The sequence below is a fragment of the Paraburkholderia sediminicola genome (assembly GCF_046026895.1).
Lineage (GTDB): Bacteria > Pseudomonadota > Gammaproteobacteria > Burkholderiales > Burkholderiaceae > Paraburkholderia > Paraburkholderia sediminicola_C.
The window spans coordinates 1-20789 of the sequence record NZ_JAQQEU010000087.1 but is presented as its reverse complement, the minus strand read 5'-3'; the positions used below and the strand labels follow the sequence as shown (position 1 = coordinate 20789).

The following is a 20789-nucleotide window of genomic DNA, read 5'->3' as shown; positions in this document are numbered from 1 at the left end:
TCAAAGCGCCTTGCGGAACAGCGCAGCTATACGTCCCTGGTTCGTCTCGCCGGTTGAGCGGCCAACCTCCGCCGTGCCTTTGAACGCGACGAACGTGCTCTGGTACGTCACATGCAGCTCTTTGAGCAGTGCCTTTTCCTGGTCGAAGTCTGCCTCCATCAACGTCAATTCCTTGAACTCCGGGGCGGCGAGAAGTGAGGGCGTAATAGCCGCCTGCTTCTGGCAGGTCTCACACCACTTGGCATAGACATGCACCACAACCGGCTTGCCGGCAGTGCGCAAATCGTTAAAGGTCTTTTTCTCGAACGGTATTCCGCCAGCGATGGCAGCAGCGCTGAGTACCGCGAAAAGCACTCCGACGATATAACGGGAAAAGGGTTTCATGGACAATGCCTACAGGAATAGTAGCTCGATGAGACCCGGCGATGCGTCGCCGTCAGGCGGCGGTTATGCCGGTTCGCCGGGAATAAGGTGTGCAAAGAGCGCGCGGGCGTCTTCGCCGGCGCTTTCAGGTGCTATGATTGTTAGCTTCACATGTTCATCGGTTCGGGTGACCTGAAAGCGCAGAAAGCCTCAGCACTGCTGTTCCTGACGCACAAGCCGTTCGACGTCTTCCGCTGCTTCTGCCCTGTAGGTCAGGCGAGCGCATAGGCCTTCAACGTGGTGGGCCAGGAGGGCATTGGCCGTGAGGCCCTTCAGCCAGTTTGCGCGGTCCTTGAAGTCTTTCGCAGACAGAGAGCAGGCCAGAGGGGCCGATTTATCGCTGTTCATTCGGATTCCCCGGCAGAATCAGGTTTGGCTGCCGGCTGCCGCACCCGCAGCCGGACGCACCGTGCACCGTGGGCCGGTTTATGCTGCGCCGACGACGGACAAGCAAAACGATGCCGAGCCCCAGGATGGATACACCGGCTACCGGCAAATACCAGCCCGTCAGCGCCGCACCAAGGCTCGAGAGTCCCACCCAGGCGAGCAACGGACTGACCATAGGAACACCGACGCAGCACGCGACGCAAGCCGCCGCGACGGCGCCAGCGGTACCAATCGTTCCGGCTACCGCGCCGATTCTCGATTTCGCGACTTTCATACAAAAACCTTTCTCGGACGTTCGGCGAATGTGCTTGCATTCAAGATACAACCTCAAGTAACTTGAGGTGCAAGGACTTTTTGATGGGTGCCGTCATGTCGCAATCGAGCCTCACTATCGGCGCACTGGCTTCGGAGACGAACACCAATGTGCCCACGATTCGTTACTACGAAGAAATAGGTTTGCTGCCACATGCTCAACGCGCTGCCAATGGGCACCGGTACTACCAGGATTCGGATTTGAAGCGTTTGACCTTCATCAAGCGCTGCCGTGACTTCGGTTTTCCCATCGAGCAGGTGCGGGAACTGGTAAAACTTTTTGAGGATGGAGACCGCTCCTGCGTTGAAGTGCGCGACATGGCAAAAGCGCATCTGGACGCGGTGCGCGCAAGGCTGGAGGAAATGCGGCACCTTAAACGAGTCTGGTGGCCTTTGTCGAGAGCTGCAACGAGGTGTGCTGCAAAGGGCAGACGAGGGAATGCGTGATTATTGAAGACCTGTCTTCCCAAACTAAACTCGACGCGACCGCGCCCTCGCAGGGATTTTGCCAGGCCGAGTCCACATATGTGAAGCGGCCGAATACCGCGAAGTCGCATCTTCCTGAAAAAGGACGAGCGTAATTATGGAATTCGGCAGTTTTGCACGAACCTTTGGACTATTTTTCGCGACTGCAATAGCCGAGATTGTCGGCTGCTATCTGCCATTACTTTGGCTCACAGGTAGAGGTAGTTTTTGGCTCCTTTTACCAGCGGCCCTCAGTCTGGCTGTTTTTGTTTGGCTGCTTACGCTGCACCCCGCCGCAAGCGGTCGGGTCTATGCTACGTACGGCGCGGTGTATATCGCTACGGCGCTCGCTTGGCTCTGGGGCGTCGATGGCGTCACGCCAACCTGGACCGACGTATTAGGCGTCGCCTTGGCGTTGTGCGGTGCCGGTGTTATCGCGATGGGGCAACGCGTCGCTGCATAACCTACCGTTAACCTTGACGGTCACATCCATAGCAGCGCCGATGGTTGTCGCGCAGGTCCGCTGGACGCTTTGCCTGTTCGTGAGCGAGCGCAAAGCCCTCCTTACATTCGCGCAACGCTGTCACAACACAATGACCATATTTCCCATACTCGTCAGGGCCTCGGAAATTCCTAGAAGAGCAGTTGGATAAAGAGGCATAAGCCGCAGAATTGCGGGGCCATCTACATTTCGTGTGCCTCTGACCGACCGCGCTTCCGACCATCTACGTTGTGCTTTCAGAAAACAGAATCGTCGATGCAAACCGAACCGCCGGTCAGTATTCTTCGGCAAATTCCGCGCAGCGTCTGGGTGCTCGGCTGTGTCAGCCTTTTCATGGATGTCTCGTCCGAAATCATCCACAGTCTGTTGCCGATGTTCTTGATGGCAAGTCTCGGTGCCAGTGCAACGACGATTGGCCTCATCGAAGGCATCGCTGAGGCGACCGCGCCCATCGTCAAGGTGTTCTCCGGGACCCTCAGCGACTACCTTGGCAATCGCAAGTGGCTCGCAGTCGCAGGGTATGGGCTGGGTGCGCTGAGCAAACCGCTTTTTGCCATTGCACCAACCATCGGTATCGTGGTGACCGCACGCATCATGGACCGGGTGGGCAAAGGCATCAGAGGCGCGCCACGCGACGCGCTCGTCGCCGATGTCACGCCGCCACATCTGCGAGGTGCTGCATTCGGACTGCGCCAGTCGCTGGACACCATCGGCGCGTTCCTCGGACCGCTGTTGGCCGTTGTCATCATGGTGGTGTGGGCAGATAACTTCCGGCTCGCGTTCTGGCTTGCCGTCATTCCTGGTCTGCTCGCCGTAGCCCTGTTGACCTTTGGCATCGAAGAGCCGACGCGGGAGCCAGGCACAAAGCGGGTCAATCCGATTCGCTGGGACAGCGTGAAGCAGCTCGGCACCCGCTATTGGTGGGTGGTCGTCGTGGGCGGGGTATTCGCACTAGCCCGGTTCAGCGAAGCCTTCCTGGTATTGCGCGCCATGGGAAGCGGCGTGCCGATAGCGCTGGTTCCGCTTGTTATGGTCGCAATGAACGTTGTCTATGCGCTGTCCGCCTATCCCTTCGGGAAACTCGCCGACACGATGAGCCACACCAAATTGCTGGTTGCGGGCCTTGTTGTATTGATTGCGTCGGATGTGGTGCTCGCGCATGGCACGCACTGCAGCGTCGTGCTCGTGGGTGTCGCGCTGTGGGGCCTGCACATGGGGATGACGCAGGGGTTGCTGGCCACAATGGTCGCTCACACCGCGCCTGCGCAACTGCGCGGCACCGCGTATGGTTTCTTTAACCTGCTCAGCGGTGTTGTTACGCTTGTGTCCAGCGTTATCGCGGGCGCCTTGTGGGACCGCCTCGGCGCAGCCGCCACGTTCTATGCGGGAGTAGGTTTCTGCGTCTTGACTATCGCGTTGCTCTTGTTCGGGCGGACGCCTGACACTGCTGAAAGTCGCTGAACCAGCGTACTTTCAGCAGTACGCGCTCAATCTGACGGCGTAGCTTTAGTTCAGGACTTTGGGTCGCCGACAAAGCCGCCTTCCGGGGACGACCGCTGTCGGTTAACCTCGGTCAAGACTCGCGTTATACCAGTGCCGTGACGAGTTGACCACCTTGACTACGACCAGCATGACCGGCACTTCGATAAGCACGCCGACTACTGTTGCCAGTGCCGCACCGGACTTCAGACCGAACAGGCTGATGGCCGTCGCAACAGCGAGCTCAAAGAAGTTGGACGCGCCAATCAGGCAGGACGGTGCAGCAACGTCGTGCGATACGCCCAGTTGCCGGTTCGCCAGGTAGGCGAGCGACGAGTTGATAACCACCTGAATCAGGATAGGCACCGCGAGCAGCAGGATGACGAGAGGCTGAGCAATGATTTGCTCACCCTGGAACGCGAAGAGCAGCACAAGTGTCAGCAGCAGCGCAGCGATGGAGAACGGGCCAATCTTCGAGAGCGCTTTCTGGAAGGCCTGCTCGCCCTGACGTAGGAGAGTCTTGCGAATAAGCTGCGCAATGATGACGGGGATGACGATGTAGAGCACCACCGAGGTCAGCAATGTATCCCAAGGCACCGCAATGTTCGAGATGCCGAGCAGCAGACCCACGACCGGGGCAAACGCGAACACCATAATCAGGTCGTTCAACGCGACCTGTGACAGCGTGAAGTAAGGGTCACCTTTCGTCAGCTGACTCCAGACGAAGACCATCGCTGTGCAAGGCGCTGCAGCCAGAAGAATCAGGCCGGCCACGTAGCTGTCGAGCTGGTCAGCGGGCAGCAGCGACGCGAATACCTGCCGCACGAAGACCCATGCCAGAAACGCCATCGTGAACGGCTTGACCGCCCAGTTGATGACCAGCGTGACGCCAATTCCTTTCAGCTGCGTGCGGACCTTGCCAAGCGAAGCGAAGTCAATGCGCAACAACATCGGAATAATCATGACCCAAATCAGAATCCCGACGGGGATGTTGACGTGGGCGAACTCCAGCGTGGATACGGTGTGGACAGCGCCGGGCAACAGCTTGCCGAGAACGATGCCGACCACGATGCATAGCGCGACCCACACGGACAGATAGCGCTCGAAAAAACCGATGCCGCTAGGCGCCCGCCGAGCGGCCTTCGCGACTGTTTGACTGCCTGCCATCGTTACTCTCCCTTCTCACGCAGCGACGTGCCGATGTTCTGCATTTCCTGCTGGACCGCAACACGGTCCAGCTTTTCGAATGGCAGATTCGCGAAGAGGTCGATGCGCTTCTTCATCTGCACGTAGGCCTGCAGGAATGCGTTGCGCTTGGCGTCGTCAGAGCCTTCGACCGTCGAGGGGTCGGGTACGCCCCAGTGTGCTTTCGCAGGGTGACCGGGCCAAATCGGGCACACCTCGCCGGCTGCGTTGTCGCAGACAGTAAAAATGAAATCGATTTGCGGTGCGCCGTCTTCAGCGAATTCGTCCCAGCTCTTGCTGCGTAGCCCGTCTGTCGAAATCCCCTGTGAACGCAGCAGGTCAAGTGCAAAAGGGTTCGGAGCAGTGCCGGGGTGACTGCCTGCGCTGTACCCCACGAAGCGGTCACTCGCGAGTTCATTCAATGCCGCTTCCGCAAGAATGGAGCGTGCGGAGTTGTGGGTACAGAGGAATAGGACATTGTATTCTCGGTGTTCGGTCACAGACTTCTCCTGGCGACGTTTGGTCTAGGCGGTTTCGAATTACTCCATATCTCCAATATAATGGAAACGTCGTGACGCAGCAAGCGCGGGCACGCTTTGTCGTTCGTCGCTGGCAGCGGTGAAGTCTGGGGTCGACTGTTCCACCCCGCGCCCGGCGGCGCCGCGTTAGAATCGGCACATAACCTTGAAGACAGAGCCTTATGAAGGAAAAAGACGCCATCAAAGCTTTGGCCGCGCTCGCACAGCCGACGCGCCTGGCTATTTTTCGCCTGCTCGTCACAGCCGGGCCGGAAGGTCTCAATGTCGGAGTCATCCAGGAGCATCTTGACCTGGCCAGCGCGACGCTATCCTTCCATCTCAAGGAGCTGACGCATGCTGGCCTGGTAACGTCTCGCCAGGAAGGGCGCTTCGTATACTACGGACCCGAAATCGAGCACATGAACGACCTGGTTGGCTTTCTGACCGAGAACTGCTGCCAAGGAGTGGACTCGGCTGCGTGCAAGCCCGCCAGGAAAGTGAAGTGCAAGCCCGTGACCGCATGAACAGGCGCTTAGTGGGGTAAGTCGCGCAGAACACATTTGTCATCCGCATCAGTATCCAACTACAACGGCCGCCTCCTATCCTCGGGCGGCCGTTTTCTTTTGCCGTCGCGACTCAGCAACAGCCGACTTTTTTCTCAATCACAGCTAGAATCGAGGTAACCGGGGCGCAGCAGGCCCCGCCCGCTCCAGGAGCGGCCGACTCCCGGCTGTCCGCTCCGAACATCGGGATGCCGCCGAGCGTGTGATAGGTTTCCCACGGCACGCCTGCCGGGTCCTGGGTCCAGTATTTGTTCGAGTTCGCGTAGCAGCACTGCGCGCCAGGTTGGTCCTGCACCGTGACACTGCCGGCAACCACCTGCTCGCGAAGAGCAGCCAGCTCCTCGTCGCTGTCGACCTAAAAGCCGAGGTGATTGACGCCAGTCTCACCGCCGCGCGCTGAGATGGCGAAGTTCATGCGCGGGTCCTCGAGCATCCACTTCGCGTAATCGTTCTTGAGCACTGACGGTTCCGCGCCAAACATGCTGCTATAGAAACGCACGCTTTCGTCGAGTTTCGGGACAACAACATGCACGTGAAATCGCTTCATTTACGCCTCCGTTTCGTTGGTCGCGCAGCCGCATTGCTCTGCTTGCTCCGCCGCGCAGCAGTTTTCCATCAGGAAATCCATGAGCGTCTGCATGTGGTCATAGCTGGCGCAGTAGATGATGAACCGGCCCTGACTCTTGCCTTCAATGAGCTCCGCGTGGGCAAGCTCCTTCAGGTGGAATGACAGCGTCGGCGCGGGAAGCCCCAGCTTTTCGGCAATGGCGCCCGGACTCATACCCGAGCGTCCCGCTGTAACCAGAAGGCGGAAGACCGCGAGACGGGTTTCGTGCGCAAGTGCCGCGAGCGCCTTGACTGCCAACTTCGAATCCAGGGTTGCCATCACAGTCCTTTATTGGTTACCCGCCTGCGCTTCCTTGCGGGAATGGTCGGCGATTGCCTGGGAGGCCAGGTCGGTCGCGCGGTCGAGCGGCCTTTCCTCCTTCACGCGCTCGCTGTAGCGGTCGACGAGATAGTCGGCGCGGCCGCGGAGCAACAGCGTGAACTTGACCAGTTCCTCCATAACGTCGACCAGGCGGTCGTAGTAAGACGACGGCTTCATCCGGCCGTCGTCTTCGAACTCTTCGAATGCCTTGGCAACCGACGACTGGTTGGAGATGGTGAACATGCGCATCCACCTGCCAAGCTGACGCAGTTGATTAACCGAGTTGAAGGACTGCGAGCCACCACTGACTTGCATGACGGCAAGCGTGCGCCCCTGCGTCGGACGGATGCCTCCGCTGACGAGCGGGAGATGGTCAATCTGCGTCTTTATCAGACCGGTGATGGTGCCGTGGCGCTCCGGGCTGCACCACACGTGCCCCTCTGACCACAGGGACAGCTCGAGCAGCTCCTTCACCTTGGGATGGTTCTTCACGTCGATGTCGTCCGCGTGTGGCAGACCGCGCGGGTCGAAAATGCGTGTTTCCGCGCCGAACGTCTGCAACAGGCGAGCGGCTTCCTCGACGAGCAACCGCGAATACGACCGCTCACGCAGCGAACCGTAGAGCAGCAGAATCCTTACCGGCGGCTGCCCCTCCATTCCAAGGCGCGCTGCGATGTCGGTGTGGAAAATATCTGTCCTGGCCGCCGGAAAGCTCTGGTCGCCATTGATTGCGTGAACTGTCATCTCATTACCCTGCTATTTGACATTTCCAATTATATGGAGGTGTTTCGCCGATTCAAGGCGCTTTGCAGCACCTGCGGAATACGACCGTCATCACTTCGTCACTTGCATCCTACAACATTTCCGGTACTCTGGAAATATGAAATCTTTGGAGGCTGCCATGGACTGCGAAAACCGGGTGTTGACTGGAGCGCGTTTGCCCGTGTCGGGAGGGTGGCATTGCCACTCGATGCAGGATTCATCATGCTGAAGGCAGACCGGCGAACCGCCAACGCGACGATACGTCCTGTCGGCGGTCGCGCTACGACGGGGTCATGGTGCGCGTCGCTTCCGACGGACGTAGCAAGGGCGTTTGAGTTGCAGACCGGATATGCGACCTCAGCGATTGCGCTGACAGCGGCGGCTGACGAGAAACTCGAGCTTGCGCGATTCCTGGCTGCGGACGGCTCGTCGGCCGCTGTCCTTGTCGCGGATGCGGAAATCCTGAGCCGTGTGTGGCCGCTGTGTGACTGGAAGACCCCATTGCTGCGGGTCCGCAATCGCCTCGCCGACGAAGGCTCTAAGTTTTTTGTCGCCTTGACCACGAATTGTGAGAAAGGCGGCGTCATTGGGGCGTCGGCACGCCTGAGAGAGCGGCTCGTCGCGCTACGCGTTCAGCAGTATTGCGAAAGGGAAGGAATCGGCTTTCTCGGCGCCGTACAGATAACCCTGCCGATGGCTGCCGCGCGCCGCATCGACCCAGTTCATGAGCGAGTCGCCGCTGTCATCGCGCACAGACTTGCTTCAGCAACATTCTTTTGCTGCGACGCCTTTCGTACTGGCAGCGGCACCGTCCACAAACTGAGCCAGATGAGGGGCTGAAAAAATTGAGCACAATGTCGAGCCGAAGTGAGAGCGCCAGCGGAGACACCGCACCGGCAGATAGCAAAGACAGTCTGGTTACATGGGCGTTGGCGCTAGCGCAGCTAGTCTCCTGGGGCTCCGTCTACTATTCGTTTTCCCTGCTGGTCGTGCCCATGGAGCAATCTATGGGCTGGAGCAGAACGGCGACAAATGCCGCCCTTTCGGTCGGGTTGCTGGTTTCCGGATTCGCCGCATATCCCATTGGACGCTGGATTGACCACGGGCTCGGACGCCGGGTGATGGTTGTCGGCTCAGTCATCGCCGCAGCCATGCTGCTGCTCTGGGCCGGCGCGCAGTCGCTGACGGTGCTCTTTGTAGCATGGATTGGCCTCGGCATCTCCATGGCGGCCACGTTTTACGACCCCGTCTTCGCCGTCGTCACGCACCGCTATCCGCGAAGCTTCCGAACCAAAATCACACTCATCACGCTGGTCGCCGGATTTGCCAGCACGGTCTTCATACCGTTGACCCAGTTGTTGGTTGGCTCGGTGGGGTGGAGGACGTCACTCGTTGTTCTCGCCGCCCTAAATCTGATTATCTGTCTGCCTATTCATGTGCTGACAATCCGTTCTTCGCGCGCTGACCCGGGCGCCCGGCCGACCAATGGCGCGGTAAAGCTGGCCAACGACGCAGCCGCACGTCGCGCACTTCGTTCTCCAATTTTCTGGGCGCTCGCGGTGTGCTTCACAGCCTACTACGCGACGTTCGCGGCGCTCACATTTCATCTCGTGCCCCTCATGGTCGAGCGCGGCGTGTCCAACGCCGTGCTGGTAACCACCATGGCACTCATCGGTCCGGCTCAGGTAGCCGCACGGGCCGTCTGGTTCACCTTCGGCCGAACGGTTCATGTTAGTACCGTGGGCATCATCATCGTAACGCTGTTCCCGCTCTCGACCGTTATCCTGATAGGTGCTGGCCGCTCGGCCGCGCTGCTGTGGCTATTCGCGCTTTGCTATGGGGCCGCGAATGGGATGATGACCATCCTGCGCGGCACCATCGTGCAGGACCTGATGTGGACCGAAGGCTACGGTGCAGTCAGCGGCATGCTTTCGTTCCCGTCGAATGTCGCCAAGGGGATAGCGCCGATTGCCGCCGCCAGCATCTGGAGCTTCACTCACGGTTACGTAGCTGTCGAATGGACCGTGTTTCTCGTCTCGATACTGTCAGCAATCGCGTTCTTTGTGGCTGTTCGGGTCAGCCGCCACACTCAACCTATGGGCGCCTGACATCGCCTCCGAAACCATCAAGGACAACGTCGACTATGAAGATACGTTCCGCACGAAGTGATGACCTTGATGCCATCAAAGCATTGCTCGCAGAGAACGGGTTGCCGGCGGTCGACATCACCGCCATTGCACTCAACGACTTCTTGGTCGCAGAGGACGCAAACGGAGGGTTCATCGGGTGCGTTGGTCTCGAGAAATTCGGGACAAGTGCGCTGCTGCGGTCACTGGTCGTAGCGAACAATGCTCGCGAGAAAGGACTGGGTCGCCAATTACTGGCTTACGCCGAGAACGTTGCGCGGGCCGATGACATTTCTGAATTGTGGTTGCTGACGACGACCGCCGCCGAGTTCTTTCAACGGGCCGGCTATGTCGTAGCAGACCGGACCACTGCGCCAGCTGAAATCCGGGCAAGTATGCAGTTTGCAATGTTGTGTCCAGCATCGGCGATTTGCCTGAGGCGCGTGCTGGAAAGTGTTCCTACAGAGAGCTTCACGCGCGCTTAAAACTGAAGGTTAGCCGTGGGTGTCCACCCACGCGCGCGCCCAATTGACGCCAATGCTTCGTGCTTCATCCTCTGTTCTACACGCCGCGAGCACACCCGAGCTCTCCACGAGCTTCGTACCCTTCGTGATGGTTCCGCTCGCCGCATAGCCGTCATGCTGAGGAATCGCGTGGCCCCAAATGCTGTATCCCTTGTAGGTGTCCGGTTCCATCTTCGGTCTGTGCTTGGAACGAATCCGCGCGTCAATTTGAGACTGCACTGTTACATCGCCTCCAGATTTGGCAACAACGGGAGACGCGTATTGAACCGTCATTGCAGAAGTAAAAAGCTGCTCGGGCCGCGCATCGCCTTCATCGTTGAGTTCATGCTCTACGACCGCGCGAGCGATTTCACGCGCCTCGGCGACAACTTCAATCCGCTCCAGCCAGCTTGCCGTCAACGCGTTCCGTTGCAGCCAGATACGGGTGGACTCCACAAGGTGGTCATTGCTGAGCCAGTCCCCTTGCAGCGAAAGGGATGCCACGTCGCTGACTGCCAGGTAGCAGCGAAGCACCGACTTGTGCGCGTCTGTAAGCAAAGGCAACCCGACAATGTCTTCAAACATGGCCCCCTCCAAGCTGGGCAGCATCCGCTATGGGCATGAGTGTCCGTGCGGTTTCTGAACTACATGTACTTCGCGCCCGCTGGCGTGGGCTCGGCCGGTTGAGAAGCTGAATTGCCGGCGTCACCCCCATGCGCTGAATCGGTGTAGGATACTGTACATCCATACAGGTTTTTCGGCAATATGACTGCGAGCACGACCGCCCTTGAAAGCATCCATCCGTCGCTGTGGCGGGCGTCCCAGCTCGCCCGCGGTCGCGGCCGAGTATTGGACACGGGTTACCCTTTGCTCTCGGCGGAGCTTCCGGATGGCGGCTGGCCGCTGGGCGGGCTGGTTGAGCTGCTTGTGCAGCAAGGCGGCGTCGGCGAACTCCGCCTGCTCCAGCCTGCATTGAAGTTAGTCGGTGCACGATGTGTCGCGCTGCTGCACCCGCCGCAGGTACCGCACTGCCTTGGCCTAGCCCACATCGGCGTGTCAATTCGGACGGTGATGCACATAAAGGCGCCGAAAACGGCGGACGCGTTGTGGTCGGCGGAGCAAATTCTTCGAACCGGCAGTTGCGGCGCGCTCCTGTATTGGGCCCAACACGTCCAAGCCTCATCGCTGCGTCGCCTTCATCTTGCCGCTCAGGCTTCGGACACGCTTTTCGTTATGGTGCGGCCGCTCGCTGTCGCGCAAGATGCGTCGCCCGCGATATTGCGGCTTGCTCTAAAGGCCGCCGCGGGTGGCCTTACCGTTGAAATAGTTAAGCGTCGTGGTCCCGTCGGTATCGAACCACTTAACATCGAATTGCAACCGACACCTGTGCTTCTATCGCCACGGGGCCGCACTGTCAGGCCAATTGCTCCAGTGGCCGTTCCACGTGTCCCGGTGGAGCTGGCGCATTGAGGTCAATCAAGCAGCGACGGCTGTTCGCTTTCCGGGGGCTTTGGGCGCGGCGTTCTTGGCGGCAGCGGAAAGGGCTCAAGGACGGTGCACCAATGCTTTAGTTGAGCCTCGCCTAGCCAAGTCACTTGCGCGCGAGCGCCAAGGAGATTGAGTCGACCACCTCTCTTATGCGCCTCTTTGTCTCATCGTCCAATTGCTCCCAAGTCAGCTTTCGTTCCTTGACGGCCTGCAGGAACCGAGCCGCAACGACAGGTTTCGACACCTTCAGTTGCTTCACGTAATCTGAGTTGCGCGTCCCCACAGCCGGCAACTGCCTATTCAAGACGTGTGTGGCGAAATCGCACTGGCTGAATACATCCTCAATGCCTGGACAGCCATCGACTAGCACTAAGTTCTCTTTGGTTTGTGCCTCGTCCCCACCATAAAGCGTTTGCTTCAACTTTTCGCGTAGCGAGCGGCCCTTCTTGTCGTCGTCGACGGCGACGATGAAGTCAAGACCCCACCCCCGCAGCAAGAATGAAAGCTGGACGAGCTTGTCGGCGCCGGTCGCCGCTAGGAAATATGCTGGTTGTGCGCATCGGTTAGCTGCCAGAAGGCACTCAGATAGTAAAAGCCGCTGATTTCTTCAAGCAGAACGTTGTCGGACTTTTGTATGTGCTGTTGATGAGAAAGGTCAGCACCGATGGCCGTATAGAGCGGCGAGAGGGTATCACTGGTCGCGCTTCCAAGATGCGCAGCATCTATTATCTTCGTCGGCCCGCTTGGCTGGCCAGTCGTCCGCTGAACTGCCCGCACACGGTACAGCTTGTCATATTCGATAAGCTGCGGGCTGTGCGTCGTATAGACTACCTGCACATCTCCTTCGACGGCGTTGAGCAACCGGAGGAGGTTTCGCTGTGCGCGTATATGTAGCCATGCTCCGGGTTCATCGAGCAACAGCAGGCGACCGCGACGCGTAGTCTCGGATGCGCTCAAAAGCAAGAAAAGCGATACAAACCACTTCACGCCTCTGCTGCGTTGCACCGGATAAAAATCCGTCTCACCATCTGCTGCCCAGAAGCTGAGATACCTGCAGGTACCCGTAGTGTCCGTCTCCGGCCGAAATTCAAGTCTGCAACGAAGCCGAGGAACCGGTAAACTGTTTTCCTCGACCTCGAAGAACTTCCTGAAACGCTCGTTGACCTTCTTGTCGCCCCTCTCAGTAATCGCAATTTGGGCACGTCTGTCGACGGTCAACAGGTCACGAAGCGATATTCCGGCTGCCCGCAGATAATTCCGCGCGGCATTTTTTGCGACTCCCATGAGTGTCCCTTCGTCGTCAATATCGACATAGTCGGGAAGGGAGTGCATGTCTGCATCAAATGGGAGCACGTTCGGCGCCGTTTCGGTTATCGCCAACGCCAAATCCCCCACATGCTTCTCGGACGAGACTGCCTGAGCCTGTAACGTTTCCGGCTGCCGGGCTCCTGCAGAGACCAAAGTGTTCAGCATCTGTCCGATATTGACAAAGCCCGTGCCCGTGTTACGTGCTTCCTTTAGCATCTTGTCATTCCCAACCCATCTGTATGCCTCCGCGGATTCAATAAACAAATGCGATGGTCTACGCGGGGGATGAAGCACTCGGGTGATTTTGTTATCAGCAGCGGCAAGCTCGCACGGCGGTCGAGAACGCGGCAATGGCAGACCGCTCTGCCATCGAGCAGGACAAGGACGACTTTGAGTCGCTCGACCTGCTAAAGATTGACTTCCTTACGCTCGGCATGCCGAGTGCTTTTGCCAAAACGCTGCCGGGCATCATAAAACGGGATTCCCCGGCAACCAACGAGAAGGTTCAGCCGTGACCATCGGATTCGAACACTACTCCGTTGAATCTGAGCACATAAGGAAGTGCGAGTTTGACCACGTTGCCGCGAGAGTCAACCTTGATTCCGAAATCTTCGACGTCTAGAGACCAATATTGTTGCCCTGGCTTAATGACCCAACGGACCTTCGGTCTGAACTTCCCGCACCTGGTTTCGTTCCAACTTTCGATACATTGAGCGCCTCGTGAGTTGTCAGACCAGTAAGTCATGTCGAGCACTTCATTGAGAGATTCACCGTTAAAACGAAAGAATCGCATGTCAGCGTAATCGACTCCTGAAAGAGTCTTTGGGTCATGAAGCATCAGCACGGTCTCAACGGGTGATATGGGCATTCGCGCTACTGGTTGTCGAGTAAGCGGGTATTTGCCAAATCGACCGAACGCGCCAATTGCATGAAAGGTAGTCTTCGTTACAAGCTTCCCGTCGTTGTCGACCGTCACGACAACGACACTAATTGAGGGCGGCATTCTGCGCACCGAAAGGAGGATTCGTCCTCTGGAGTTGTCGCAAAGAGCAATGCTCACCATAGTGGCGTGTCTTCGCCTCCTCCAAACTCGCGCGCGCCGAGGAATTTCACCCTAACCCGTGTTGCTCCTTGCAGCTTTACCTGCCAATCCCGGAATGTTGGGTCCGCCTCAAAGGTCTTAGCCAGCAGAACTGCCGGCTCCCGCAACCACGCCAGCTCTGGATGTTCGGCGGTAATCGACCTCAAAAGCTTGGCTCCGAACTCGTCTTGGTCGGCGCGCCAAACCTGCCACGCCTCGCGCGGTACGTCAGTGGGAGGCACTGCAGAATTCTCTGCCGTGAGAATAGGTACCGCGAGCGCTGGCCCCGCAAGGGGGTCTTCGCTTGAGACGACTTGCGTGTCACTTCCCTTGGTCTTCCCCGTGGGCACACTCTGTGCGGGGCTAACCACCTCCGTCGTTGCGTGGGCAACGAACGGGCCTGGTTTCTGCGTCGACGACCCAGCCGGCGGGAGGTTCATGAGCCAAGCGCCGGCCAGAAACGAACAACCAATACCTAGAAACAACGTGAGTTTCATTTTGCTTCGTGTCGACAATGGCGGGGGCGATGCGCGCTGATGAGATGATTGCGACGTTTCTGGAGGACAACTAGGCGCAGACGAAGCGTTGAACGTCTTGCGAGCGTCTGCAATCTCCATTGCTTGGTCGACGACGAACTGGGCGACGTTGGGCGCGCATCCTTCGCTAATCAACATATCAAAAATAAACTTTCTATCGCGCCCCTGGCGTGCAAGTTGCACTGCTGATTCGGTTAGTCGACGCAACAAAACGACGAATGCGTCGTTATCTGAGCGGTCACTGGCTCTTTCGGAGGCCTTTGGCTCTGCGCGCTCCCGGTCGTACCGAGCACGCTGAGCTTTATCATTCAAAAACTCGTAGGCAAGCTTTGCGCGTTTAAATTGCTCCCCGGCGTAGTCGGGGTCATCGAGGTTGCGGTCACCTTTGTACAGAATGCGCTGATGTTCGCTCATGGCAATTTCCATCCGCTCACCGTCATCAAGGACCAGTTTGAACTTCAATGATTGCTGACCAAGACGTTGCGTCGCGAGATACTTCTTGGGCAGTTCAGAAGCGATAGCCTTGGACCCGAGCCCCCGGATTATTTACTATTCGTCAGCCAGGCCATGTTCGACGCCTCGTCTACGACTCGATAGATGAGGTAAGTTTCAAGGTCCGGAAACAGCGATTCAGCCAAGTAGGTGCGCTTCTCTTTGGAGGGGCGGCCCTCGGTGAATTTAGGATGCTCGCAGAGTGTCTTGGCGTGCTCACGAACAAGCGCCTTCATTTTCTTGTCTTCTTCGTCTTCCTTGCGCTCCCGCGCGACGTAGACCTGCGATTTGAGTTCCTCGGCCTGCTTCTCCAGTTCGGTGTACCACTCGGCATCGGCGTAAAGGGTGTGCAGCACGCCATCCACGATGAAGCTGGCCATCAGGCTACCAATCTCACCAGCATGGCCCATCTTGTGAATGAACCGCTTGACCTTGGCATCGCGCATCAACGCCTTGTCATCTTCATCGTCTTCGTCAATGTCCCACCAACTCTCGAGGTCTTCCTGGGGGTCAAATGTCACTGCAAGTAGATACATGGCGGTGGGCTTACTGTGCGCCAACAAGTTCACGAACGCCTGGAAATCCAAGCTGACGGTATATTCCGCCGCTGCGGCAATTTTCACTACGGTTTGCACTACTAACGTGTTGCCCTCCTCTGCGGCTGCCACGATTTGCACACGTTGTTCATCCAATGTGACTTGCGACATTGCGAGGTCCCTTCGTTCGTTGGCCGATGATAGTTCGTTGATTACAGGTGCACGACATTGATAGCATCGCCCAATGTGTCTCGAGCGAGTGCTTCCATGTGATGGTGGTGGGTCAGGAAAATCACTTGGGTCTGTTTGGCAAGGGACGCCATTGCCCGCAGGCCCGCAGCCGACCGCGCGTCGTCATAATTGACGAACAGGTCGTCTGCAATGAACGGCAGCTTGGACGCCTGTTCCAGGCGAATTTCCAAAGCGGCCAGGCGTAGCGCCAAGAATAGCTGGTCGCGGGTGCCATCGCTCATGCCCGAGATACCAACATGCTTGCCTTCAGGGCGGCGCCCCTCCAGCACCATGGGTTGCTTGTCGAAGTCCACGACCAAGCGCTCAAAGGAACCCTGAGTCAGTTCCGCAAATATTGCGCTGGCCTTGGCCAGCATTGGGCCTTGCTTATCCTGACGATAGCGGTCAATGGACCAGCGCAACAATCGGGCAGCAGTGAACACCTTCACGTAGCGCTCGGCCGCATCGGCCATCTTCGACAAGGCCTCTTGCCGCTGGCCCTCTGGCTGCGCCGCCGCATCCGAGCCGCCAATGGCCGTTACTGTGGACTCTGCGGTCGCCAGTTCAGCGGATAGCGTTCCCTGACGCTCGACGACAGTCATGAGGTCGCCGGACAGCGCGGCAATATCCGTGGCAATCTCCGGCAAGTTGGCCGCTGCAATCTCAGCCTCGATGTCTTGTCTCGACTGGCCATCTCCGCCCGTCGTCAGGTCGCGCCTTAGTCGGGCGTTTTCCTCCAGCAATCGACGCTTTTCATCGGATTGGGCGATGCATTCAGCCAAGGCCTCGCGAGTAGATACTCCCGCCCGCGCCTTCAAAGGCTCAATGACGGCTTCTGCCTCTTGCTTGGTCGTCTCCAACTCCGCGACCTGCTGCTCCGCCGCCCTCAGCGCAGCAGTTAGCCGCTCTCGTTCATCTCGAGCTTGATTGGCCAGTCGCACCTTGATGACAAGTTGTTGCACCGCCTCCGCAGGCTCTTGGCCGTTTAGGGGCGCGGCAATAGCGCCGCACAATGCTTCAACATCCTCGGCAAACAAGGCGAGGTCTGCCATCATCGTATCGATACGCTCCGCCTGAATCTGGCAAACCTTGCGTGCCTTTTCCTCGATTTCGCCAATCAATTCCAGGGCACCTTCGACAGTCCCGGTATCGTAGGCAGCGTCCAGTCCAGCATTCGACAGCGTGGAAGCCCAATCGTCAGCCCACGAGGCCGTCTCCTTTCTGGCCTCGACCAAGTCATCTTGGAGGGCCACGTAGACTTGGCGGGCCGTGACCAATTGACCATTCAGCGCGTCTCGACGCCCTTTGACGCCATCCGCCTCAGAAATAAGATGCTCGGCTTGAATGCACAGCGCGCTCAGAGTGGTCATGGGCAATAAGAAGGGCGATTCACGCAAGTTGTAGGCATATTGTAGCTGCGTGCTATGCCCCGACCGAGCACGTAAATGAATAATTCCGGGCGTGCAGTTTCGCGTGTACGCGCAAATCGCGTGGCAAACGTCGACGTGTGGTGCACCCGGACCCGTCTCCTCGAAGCCGCATACGCCGTGCTGGATGGCAGTGGGCAACTTTACTATGAGCACCGGCTGGCAGCTTGGAATATTGCCCGAATGCGCTGAGGAGCATCTTTTCTGCGCTTCGCAATCGTTTGCCTTTTGCTTCTATTCGTTATTCCGGAGCTCGTCTGACTGAACCGATTCGTTTTAAACCGACTGCCATGTGGATGAGCAAACGCGGTTTTTCGGTATACGCCATAGCTAGGGTCTCCACCTATATGAGATTATGCGACGGGGCGCTACTCCCGTCGGAAGGGTGCTACTCGATTCCACAAAAAGCCCATATTCTGATTGCCTGTTCGGCATTTAGGGCGCGACGGGGCGACGGCATAATCAAATTGAGAGAAGACGTACAAGCGGAATTTTTGGGGGCCAGATGGATGAGACTATTGTTGAGCCGGCAGAAATGCCGGAGGAGCCACGTTGCGTGCAGATTAAGGCCACGCTCGCTGGCAAAATAAATCTGGCCGACTTCCAGAATGCCATTCCGGTTGTCCACGAACTCTCGCTTGCCAACGAGACGGCCGTTGACATCAAGGAGTTGCTGCTTACCGCATCCTCCGAGCCGTCATTTTTCAAGCCGAAGCCATGGCACCTGGACCACATCGCGACCGGAAAAGATGTGCGCATCAGCGACCTCGACCTGTCGCTGGACGGAGCGCTTCTTGGCAGGCTGACAGAGTCGGAAAAGGCACACATTACTTTCAAGCTGACCGCGGGGTCGGAAAGCCCTGTTGAGCTTGCTTCGTTTGAGACAACCGTCGAATTATTGCCACGTAACCAGTGGGGCGGCCTAACGGCTCTCCCCGATATGGTCGCGGCATTCGTTCAGCCAAACGAACAGGCTGTAGAGCGGGTCCTGAAGAAAGCCGCGGACGTCCTTCACAAAGCAGGCAAGTCAGGGGCTATCAACGGGTATCAGGAAGGTGCAAAGCGAGCTTGGGAATTGGCATCCGCCATCTGGAATGCCATCGGCTCGATGGGCATTGACTATGCGGTGCCGCCGGCAAGTTTCGAACAGTCTGGGCAGAAGGTGCGTAGCCCCAGCCAGATAGCCGACTCGGGCCTTGCGACCTGTCTCGACCTCGCACTGTTTGCGTGTGCCGCGCTCGAACAAGCCGGTCTCAACGCGGTGCTCGTTTTCACGGATGGACACGCGTTCCCGGGCGTCTGGCTGAAACCCGAAGAATTCTCGACGTCAGTTATCGACGATGTTACGGCGCTCCGGAAACGTGTGAAGTTGAAGGAGATGGTGCTGTTTGAGTCGACGATGCTCACGCATCGCCCTTATCCGGCATTCAGCTTTGCTATCGCGGACGCCGAGAAGCAGATTTCCGAAGAGGCGGGGCGAAAATTCCATTTGGCTATCGACATCCGCCGCGCGCGAATGCAGCGTATCAAGCCGCTTGCCAGCGAGCAGGCGATTGAACGTGGGACTGTCGGGACGGAAGAAGTCAATCTCGAGAGAAAGTTCGAGGTCGCTCCGGAACTGCCAGAAGAACTGGAACGCTCCTCGGAAGACAAGGCTGTCGAACGCCCGGAGGACCGGCTGACCCGTTGGCAACGGAAGCTGCTTGACCTGTCACTTCGCAATAATCTCCTCAGTTTCAAGGCCGGCAAGAAATCGCTGAAGCTAGAAGCGCCAGACCCCGGCCAACTGGAAGATATTCTGGCGGAGGGGCACGCCATCAAGCTGCTCACGCGTCCCGACCTAATGGACGGCAACGACCCACGTAGCCAGGCAATCCACGAAGCTCGGGAGCGCGAAAACATTCGTCGTTCCCATGCGATTGACGCATTGAAGCGAAGGGAGGTTTTCGTCGGGCTCTCGCAAGACGAAATGGATACTCGACTGGTCGAGCTCTTTCGCACTTCACGCACAAACTTGCAGGAGGGTGGTTCCAACACTTTGTATCTGGCGCTGGGCTTTCTTTCCTGGACACGTGAAGCGAAGGACGACAAGAAGTATCGCGCGCCTCTCATTCTTGTTCCTGTGTCGCTTGAGCGGCGAAGCGCGCGCTCCGCGCTTCAATCCGACGCTGATTGAAATGCTTCGCCAAGATTTCGAACTGGAGCTGGGCATCCAGGACACCTTCTGCCCATTACCGGCTGATTCGTCGCAGCTTTCCGCGGTCGTGGCGGGAAGCAAGGGAAAAGACTTCGTCCTCATTGGGCCCCCGGGAATCGGCCGCGTTGTCGCCGGGCATGACTTGCCCGTCCTGCAGTTGTCATGGCCGTCCGCTCGGGTTCACGATTCAGTTGCTATGCGAACGCTGCGTGAGACGGCCGAACTGCTAGATGTTCACGCGAAAGTGATGGGAGAGGGGCAGCTGACGTCGAGCCCGCTCGCTCACGTGGTTCAAACTGAATGGTCGCCGCTTTGGCAAGCCTCGTTGCTCGACTCGGCCCGTGCCATCGGTTCCGTGGTTGCCCGTTTTGAAGCTGCGACCACGCAACTGAGTGCCGCCGTGGGGTTGCCGTCGCCTGTTCTCGATGCGCGCGTTAGGGAAGGCCTGCGCCTCCTGGCTGCGACTTTGCCATCTGCGTCTGGGCACGATTGGCAGTTCGTTCTGCGTCCGGATGCAAAAACAATTGCAGATAACCTGCGCGTCGCTAAACCATTGGTGGAACGACACCGCGAGCTGCACGCTTCGCTTTCAGCGCCGCGGGGCAACCAGGTCTTGGAGGACGTGCGGCAAGGTATCGTTCAGCTCACTCGCTATCACGAACTTCGTTCGCAGCTTTCCCAGCCGTGGAACGAGTCGCTACCCTGGCTGGTGTGAGTCATGGCTCTGCTCCTGTTGAGGAACGAGGCGGCTTGCCTCGTACCTGACATGAAAACAGAGCTGGTTTCCTCCCGGGTACCACCAGAGCTCAGCCGGAACCCCCTACCGCGCGAGCGGTTTCGTGTACGCCCGTGATGGCGTGCCATTTGCAGGGTGAAAGTCCCTGCCGGAGTTGGCCACAGCTCCGTAGCTGAAGGTAACTGCGTCGTCGCGAGGCGGGGTGGGGAGCAACCGGAAGCGAACTGTCGGTCCGTAGGTTAACGAACCTGTTTCGGCGGGGTATGACGGCGAGCCTGCACGAAAGTGGCGAAGCCTGGAACTAACACAGCACGCTGTCGTGGCGGATAAAGCGGTGCGGTGGCATACCACGTGGTTGAGGACGGAACGATGGGATGGTGGCACGAAACAAGCGGGGAGACCTGCCGGCGAGGTGAACGCTGGCAGGAGTCAGAGTCCCGATAGTACTGCAGACGGCAGCGTTAAGTCGTGGAGACCTGCGTCAGAGCAAAAGGCGCACTAGGGAAGCGGGGCAGGAAAGTTGATAGCAAAAGACCGGAAGGAAGCAGAGATGAAGATCGAAGCATCGCCAGTGTCGGAAACGACTAGACGAGATGCAGACGCG

At 58.2% G+C, this 20789-nt stretch carries 23 protein-coding genes and 1 pseudogene; 11 read left to right on the top strand and 13 right to left on the bottom strand.

All coding sequences use genetic code 11. The features are described from left to right. Positions 1 to 384, bottom strand: coding sequence for a thioredoxin family protein (locus PQR02_RS34565; RefSeq protein WP_408242282.1), 384 nt, complete (start codon positions 382 to 384; stop codon positions 1 to 3). A gap of 189 nt (positions 385 to 573) precedes the next feature. Further along, a complete protein-coding gene (locus PQR02_RS34560) occupies positions 574 to 771 on the bottom strand; it encodes a hypothetical protein (protein WP_408242280.1) in 198 nt (65 codons plus the stop codon). Positions 772 to 1167: 396 nt separating this feature from the next. Here PQR02_RS34560 and PQR02_RS34555 point away from each other — a divergent pair, with 396 nt between their 5' ends. The 3 genes from PQR02_RS34555 (at position 1168) to PQR02_RS34545 (ending at position 3550) form a co-directional block, all read left to right on the top strand. Then, positions 1168 to 1569, top strand: a complete 402-nt coding sequence (locus PQR02_RS34555) for a MerR family transcriptional regulator (RefSeq protein WP_408242278.1) — start codon at positions 1168 to 1170, stop codon at positions 1567 to 1569. Positions 1570 to 1705: 136 nt separating this feature from the next. Next, positions 1706 to 2050, top strand: a complete 345-nt coding sequence (locus PQR02_RS34550; RefSeq protein WP_408242276.1) for a YnfA family protein — start codon at positions 1706 to 1708, stop codon at positions 2048 to 2050. 294 nt (positions 2051 to 2344) lie between these two features. Continuing rightward, the gene (locus PQR02_RS34545) at positions 2345 to 3550 is read left to right on the top strand and encodes an MFS transporter (RefSeq protein ID WP_408242274.1); all 1206 of its coding nucleotides are present in this window, start codon (positions 2345 to 2347) and stop codon (positions 3548 to 3550) included. A 102-nt stretch (positions 3551 to 3652) separates the two neighbouring features. Here PQR02_RS34545 and arsB read toward each other — a convergent pair whose 3' ends face one another. After that, positions 3653 to 4735, bottom strand: a complete 1083-nt coding sequence (arsB, locus tag PQR02_RS34540) for an ACR3 family arsenite efflux transporter (RefSeq protein ID WP_408242272.1) — start codon at positions 4733 to 4735, stop codon at positions 3653 to 3655. A 2-nt stretch (positions 4736 to 4737) separates the two neighbouring features. After that, positions 4738 to 5253: an arsenate reductase ArsC gene (locus PQR02_RS34535; RefSeq protein WP_408242270.1), complete on the bottom strand. Its 516-nt coding sequence runs from the start codon at positions 5251 to 5253 to the stop codon at positions 4738 to 4740. Between the two features lie 200 nt (positions 5254 to 5453). Here PQR02_RS34535 and PQR02_RS34530 point away from each other — a divergent pair, with 200 nt between their 5' ends. Continuing rightward, a complete protein-coding gene (locus tag PQR02_RS34530) occupies positions 5454 to 5795 on the top strand; it encodes an ArsR/SmtB family transcription factor (RefSeq protein WP_041730777.1) in 342 nt (113 codons plus the stop codon). Between the two features lie 112 nt (positions 5796 to 5907). Here the strand turns inward: PQR02_RS34530 and PQR02_RS34525 are convergent. From PQR02_RS34525 to arsH, 3 genes and pseudogenes are all read right to left on the bottom strand, one after another. Beyond that, positions 5908 to 6381, bottom strand: a pseudogene (locus tag PQR02_RS34525) (ArsI/CadI family heavy metal resistance metalloenzyme). Next, on the bottom strand, positions 6382 to 6720 hold the full coding sequence (locus PQR02_RS34520) for an ArsR/SmtB family transcription factor (protein WP_087645399.1): 339 nt from the start codon (positions 6718 to 6720) through the stop codon (positions 6382 to 6384). Positions 6721 to 6729: 9 nt separating this feature from the next. After that, entirely contained in the window at positions 6730 to 7506 is a 777-nt protein-coding gene (gene arsH / locus PQR02_RS34515; protein ID WP_408242268.1) for an arsenical resistance protein ArsH, read from the bottom strand. 240 nt (positions 7507 to 7746) lie between these two features. Between arsH and PQR02_RS34510 the strand changes: the two genes are divergently transcribed. The 3 genes from PQR02_RS34510 to arsN2 are packed head-to-tail and all read left to right on the top strand — an operon-like array spanning position 7747 to position 10135. Next, a complete protein-coding gene (locus tag PQR02_RS34510; RefSeq protein ID WP_408242266.1) occupies positions 7747 to 8364 on the top strand; it encodes a hypothetical protein in 618 nt (205 codons plus the stop codon). 14 nt (positions 8365 to 8378) lie between these two features. Further along, entirely contained in the window at positions 8379 to 9632 is a 1254-nt protein-coding gene (locus PQR02_RS34505; protein WP_408242300.1) for an MFS transporter, read from the top strand. A 35-nt stretch (positions 9633 to 9667) separates the two neighbouring features. Beyond that, on the top strand, positions 9668 to 10135 hold the full coding sequence (gene arsN2 / locus PQR02_RS34500; RefSeq protein ID WP_408242264.1) for an arsenic resistance N-acetyltransferase ArsN2: 468 nt from the start codon (positions 9668 to 9670) through the stop codon (positions 10133 to 10135). Between the two features lie 9 nt (positions 10136 to 10144). On the opposite strand, the gene PQR02_RS34495 is transcribed toward arsN2, so the two are convergent. Then, entirely contained in the window at positions 10145 to 10738 is a 594-nt protein-coding gene (locus tag PQR02_RS34495; RefSeq protein ID WP_408242262.1) for a hypothetical protein, read from the bottom strand. Between the two features lie 180 nt (positions 10739 to 10918). On the opposite strand from PQR02_RS34495, the gene imuA reads away from it, so the two are divergent. Next, positions 10919 to 11623, top strand: a complete 705-nt coding sequence (imuA, locus tag PQR02_RS34490) for a translesion DNA synthesis-associated protein ImuA (protein ID WP_408242260.1) — start codon at positions 10919 to 10921, stop codon at positions 11621 to 11623. Between the two features lie 121 nt (positions 11624 to 11744). On the opposite strand, the gene PQR02_RS34485 is transcribed toward imuA, so the two are convergent. Further along, a complete protein-coding gene (locus PQR02_RS34485; RefSeq protein WP_408242258.1) occupies positions 11745 to 12137 on the bottom strand; it encodes a hypothetical protein in 393 nt (130 codons plus the stop codon). Positions 12138 to 12175: 38 nt separating this feature from the next. Continuing rightward, a complete protein-coding gene (locus PQR02_RS34480) occupies positions 12176 to 13165 on the bottom strand; it encodes an ATP-dependent nuclease (protein ID WP_408242256.1) in 990 nt (329 codons plus the stop codon). Positions 13166 to 13299: 134 nt separating this feature from the next. Between PQR02_RS34480 and PQR02_RS34475 the strand changes: the two genes are divergently transcribed. Then, positions 13300 to 13464, top strand: coding sequence for a hypothetical protein (locus PQR02_RS34475; protein ID WP_408242254.1), 165 nt, complete (start codon positions 13300 to 13302; stop codon positions 13462 to 13464). 541 nt (positions 13465 to 14005) lie between these two features. Here the strand turns inward: PQR02_RS34475 and PQR02_RS34470 are convergent. The 3 genes from PQR02_RS34470 to PQR02_RS34460 form a co-directional block, all read right to left on the bottom strand. Next, the gene (locus PQR02_RS34470) at positions 14006 to 15028 is read right to left on the bottom strand and encodes a J domain-containing protein (protein ID WP_408242252.1); all 1023 of its coding nucleotides are present in this window, start codon (positions 15026 to 15028) and stop codon (positions 14006 to 14008) included. Between the two features lie 80 nt (positions 15029 to 15108). Beyond that, on the bottom strand, positions 15109 to 15765 hold the full coding sequence (locus tag PQR02_RS34465) for a hypothetical protein (protein ID WP_408242250.1): 657 nt from the start codon (positions 15763 to 15765) through the stop codon (positions 15109 to 15111). Positions 15766 to 15806: 41 nt separating this feature from the next. After that, on the bottom strand, positions 15807 to 17195 hold the full coding sequence (locus PQR02_RS34460) for an ATP-binding protein (RefSeq protein WP_408242248.1): 1389 nt from the start codon (positions 17193 to 17195) through the stop codon (positions 15807 to 15809). Between the two features lie 562 nt (positions 17196 to 17757). Between PQR02_RS34460 and PQR02_RS34455 the strand changes: the two genes are divergently transcribed. Then, positions 17758 to 19428, top strand: coding sequence for a DUF4011 domain-containing protein (locus PQR02_RS34455; protein ID WP_408242246.1), 1671 nt, complete (start codon positions 17758 to 17760; stop codon positions 19426 to 19428). Further along, entirely contained in the window at positions 19382 to 20164 is a 783-nt protein-coding gene (locus PQR02_RS34450) for a hypothetical protein (RefSeq protein WP_408242244.1), read from the top strand. Before PQR02_RS34455 ends, PQR02_RS34450 begins: the two co-directional genes overlap by 47 nt. The last annotated feature ends 625 nt before the right edge of the window (positions 20165 to 20789 follow it).

Excerpts from the sequence above, each read along its gene's own strand:
- PQR02_RS34565 (WP_408242282.1), bottom strand. The coding sequence starts at position 384 with ATGAAACCCTTTTCCCGTTATATCGTCGGAGTGCTTTTCGCGGTACTC.
- PQR02_RS34560 (WP_408242280.1), bottom strand. The coding sequence starts at position 771 with ATGAACAGCGATAAATCGGCCCCTCTGGCCTGCTCTCTGTCTGCGAAA.
- PQR02_RS34555 (WP_408242278.1), top strand. The coding sequence starts at position 1,168 with ATGGGTGCCGTCATGTCGCAATCGAGCCTCACTATCGGCGCACTGGCT.
- PQR02_RS34550 (WP_408242276.1), top strand. The coding sequence starts at position 1,706 with ATGGAATTCGGCAGTTTTGCACGAACCTTTGGACTATTTTTCGCGACT.
- PQR02_RS34545 (WP_408242274.1), top strand. The coding sequence starts at position 2,345 with ATGCAAACCGAACCGCCGGTCAGTATTCTTCGGCAAATTCCGCGCAGC.
- arsB (WP_408242272.1), bottom strand. The coding sequence starts at position 4,735 with ATGGCAGGCAGTCAAACAGTCGCGAAGGCCGCTCGGCGGGCGCCTAGC.
- PQR02_RS34530 (WP_041730777.1), top strand. The coding sequence starts at position 5,454 with ATGAAGGAAAAAGACGCCATCAAAGCTTTGGCCGCGCTCGCACAGCCG.
- PQR02_RS34520 (WP_087645399.1), bottom strand. The coding sequence starts at position 6,720 with ATGGCAACCCTGGATTCGAAGTTGGCAGTCAAGGCGCTCGCGGCACTT.
- arsH (WP_408242268.1), bottom strand. The coding sequence starts at position 7,506 with ATGACAGTTCACGCAATCAATGGCGACCAGAGCTTTCCGGCGGCCAGG.
- PQR02_RS34510 (WP_408242266.1), top strand. The coding sequence starts at position 7,747 with ATGCTGAAGGCAGACCGGCGAACCGCCAACGCGACGATACGTCCTGTC.
- PQR02_RS34505 (WP_408242300.1), top strand. The coding sequence starts at position 8,379 with ATGTCGAGCCGAAGTGAGAGCGCCAGCGGAGACACCGCACCGGCAGAT.
- arsN2 (WP_408242264.1), top strand. The coding sequence starts at position 9,668 with ATGAAGATACGTTCCGCACGAAGTGATGACCTTGATGCCATCAAAGCA.
- PQR02_RS34495 (WP_408242262.1), bottom strand. The coding sequence starts at position 10,738 with ATGTTTGAAGACATTGTCGGGTTGCCTTTGCTTACAGACGCGCACAAG.
- imuA (WP_408242260.1), top strand. The coding sequence starts at position 10,919 with ATGACTGCGAGCACGACCGCCCTTGAAAGCATCCATCCGTCGCTGTGG.
- PQR02_RS34480 (WP_408242256.1), bottom strand. The coding sequence starts at position 13,165 with ATGCTAAAGGAAGCACGTAACACGGGCACGGGCTTTGTCAATATCGGA.
- PQR02_RS34475 (WP_408242254.1), top strand. The coding sequence starts at position 13,300 with ATGGCAGACCGCTCTGCCATCGAGCAGGACAAGGACGACTTTGAGTCG.
- PQR02_RS34465 (WP_408242250.1), bottom strand. The coding sequence starts at position 15,765 with ATGTCGCAAGTCACATTGGATGAACAACGTGTGCAAATCGTGGCAGCC.
- PQR02_RS34460 (WP_408242248.1), bottom strand. The coding sequence starts at position 17,195 with ATGACCACTCTGAGCGCGCTGTGCATTCAAGCCGAGCATCTTATTTCT.
- PQR02_RS34455 (WP_408242246.1), top strand. The coding sequence starts at position 17,758 with ATGGATGAGACTATTGTTGAGCCGGCAGAAATGCCGGAGGAGCCACGT.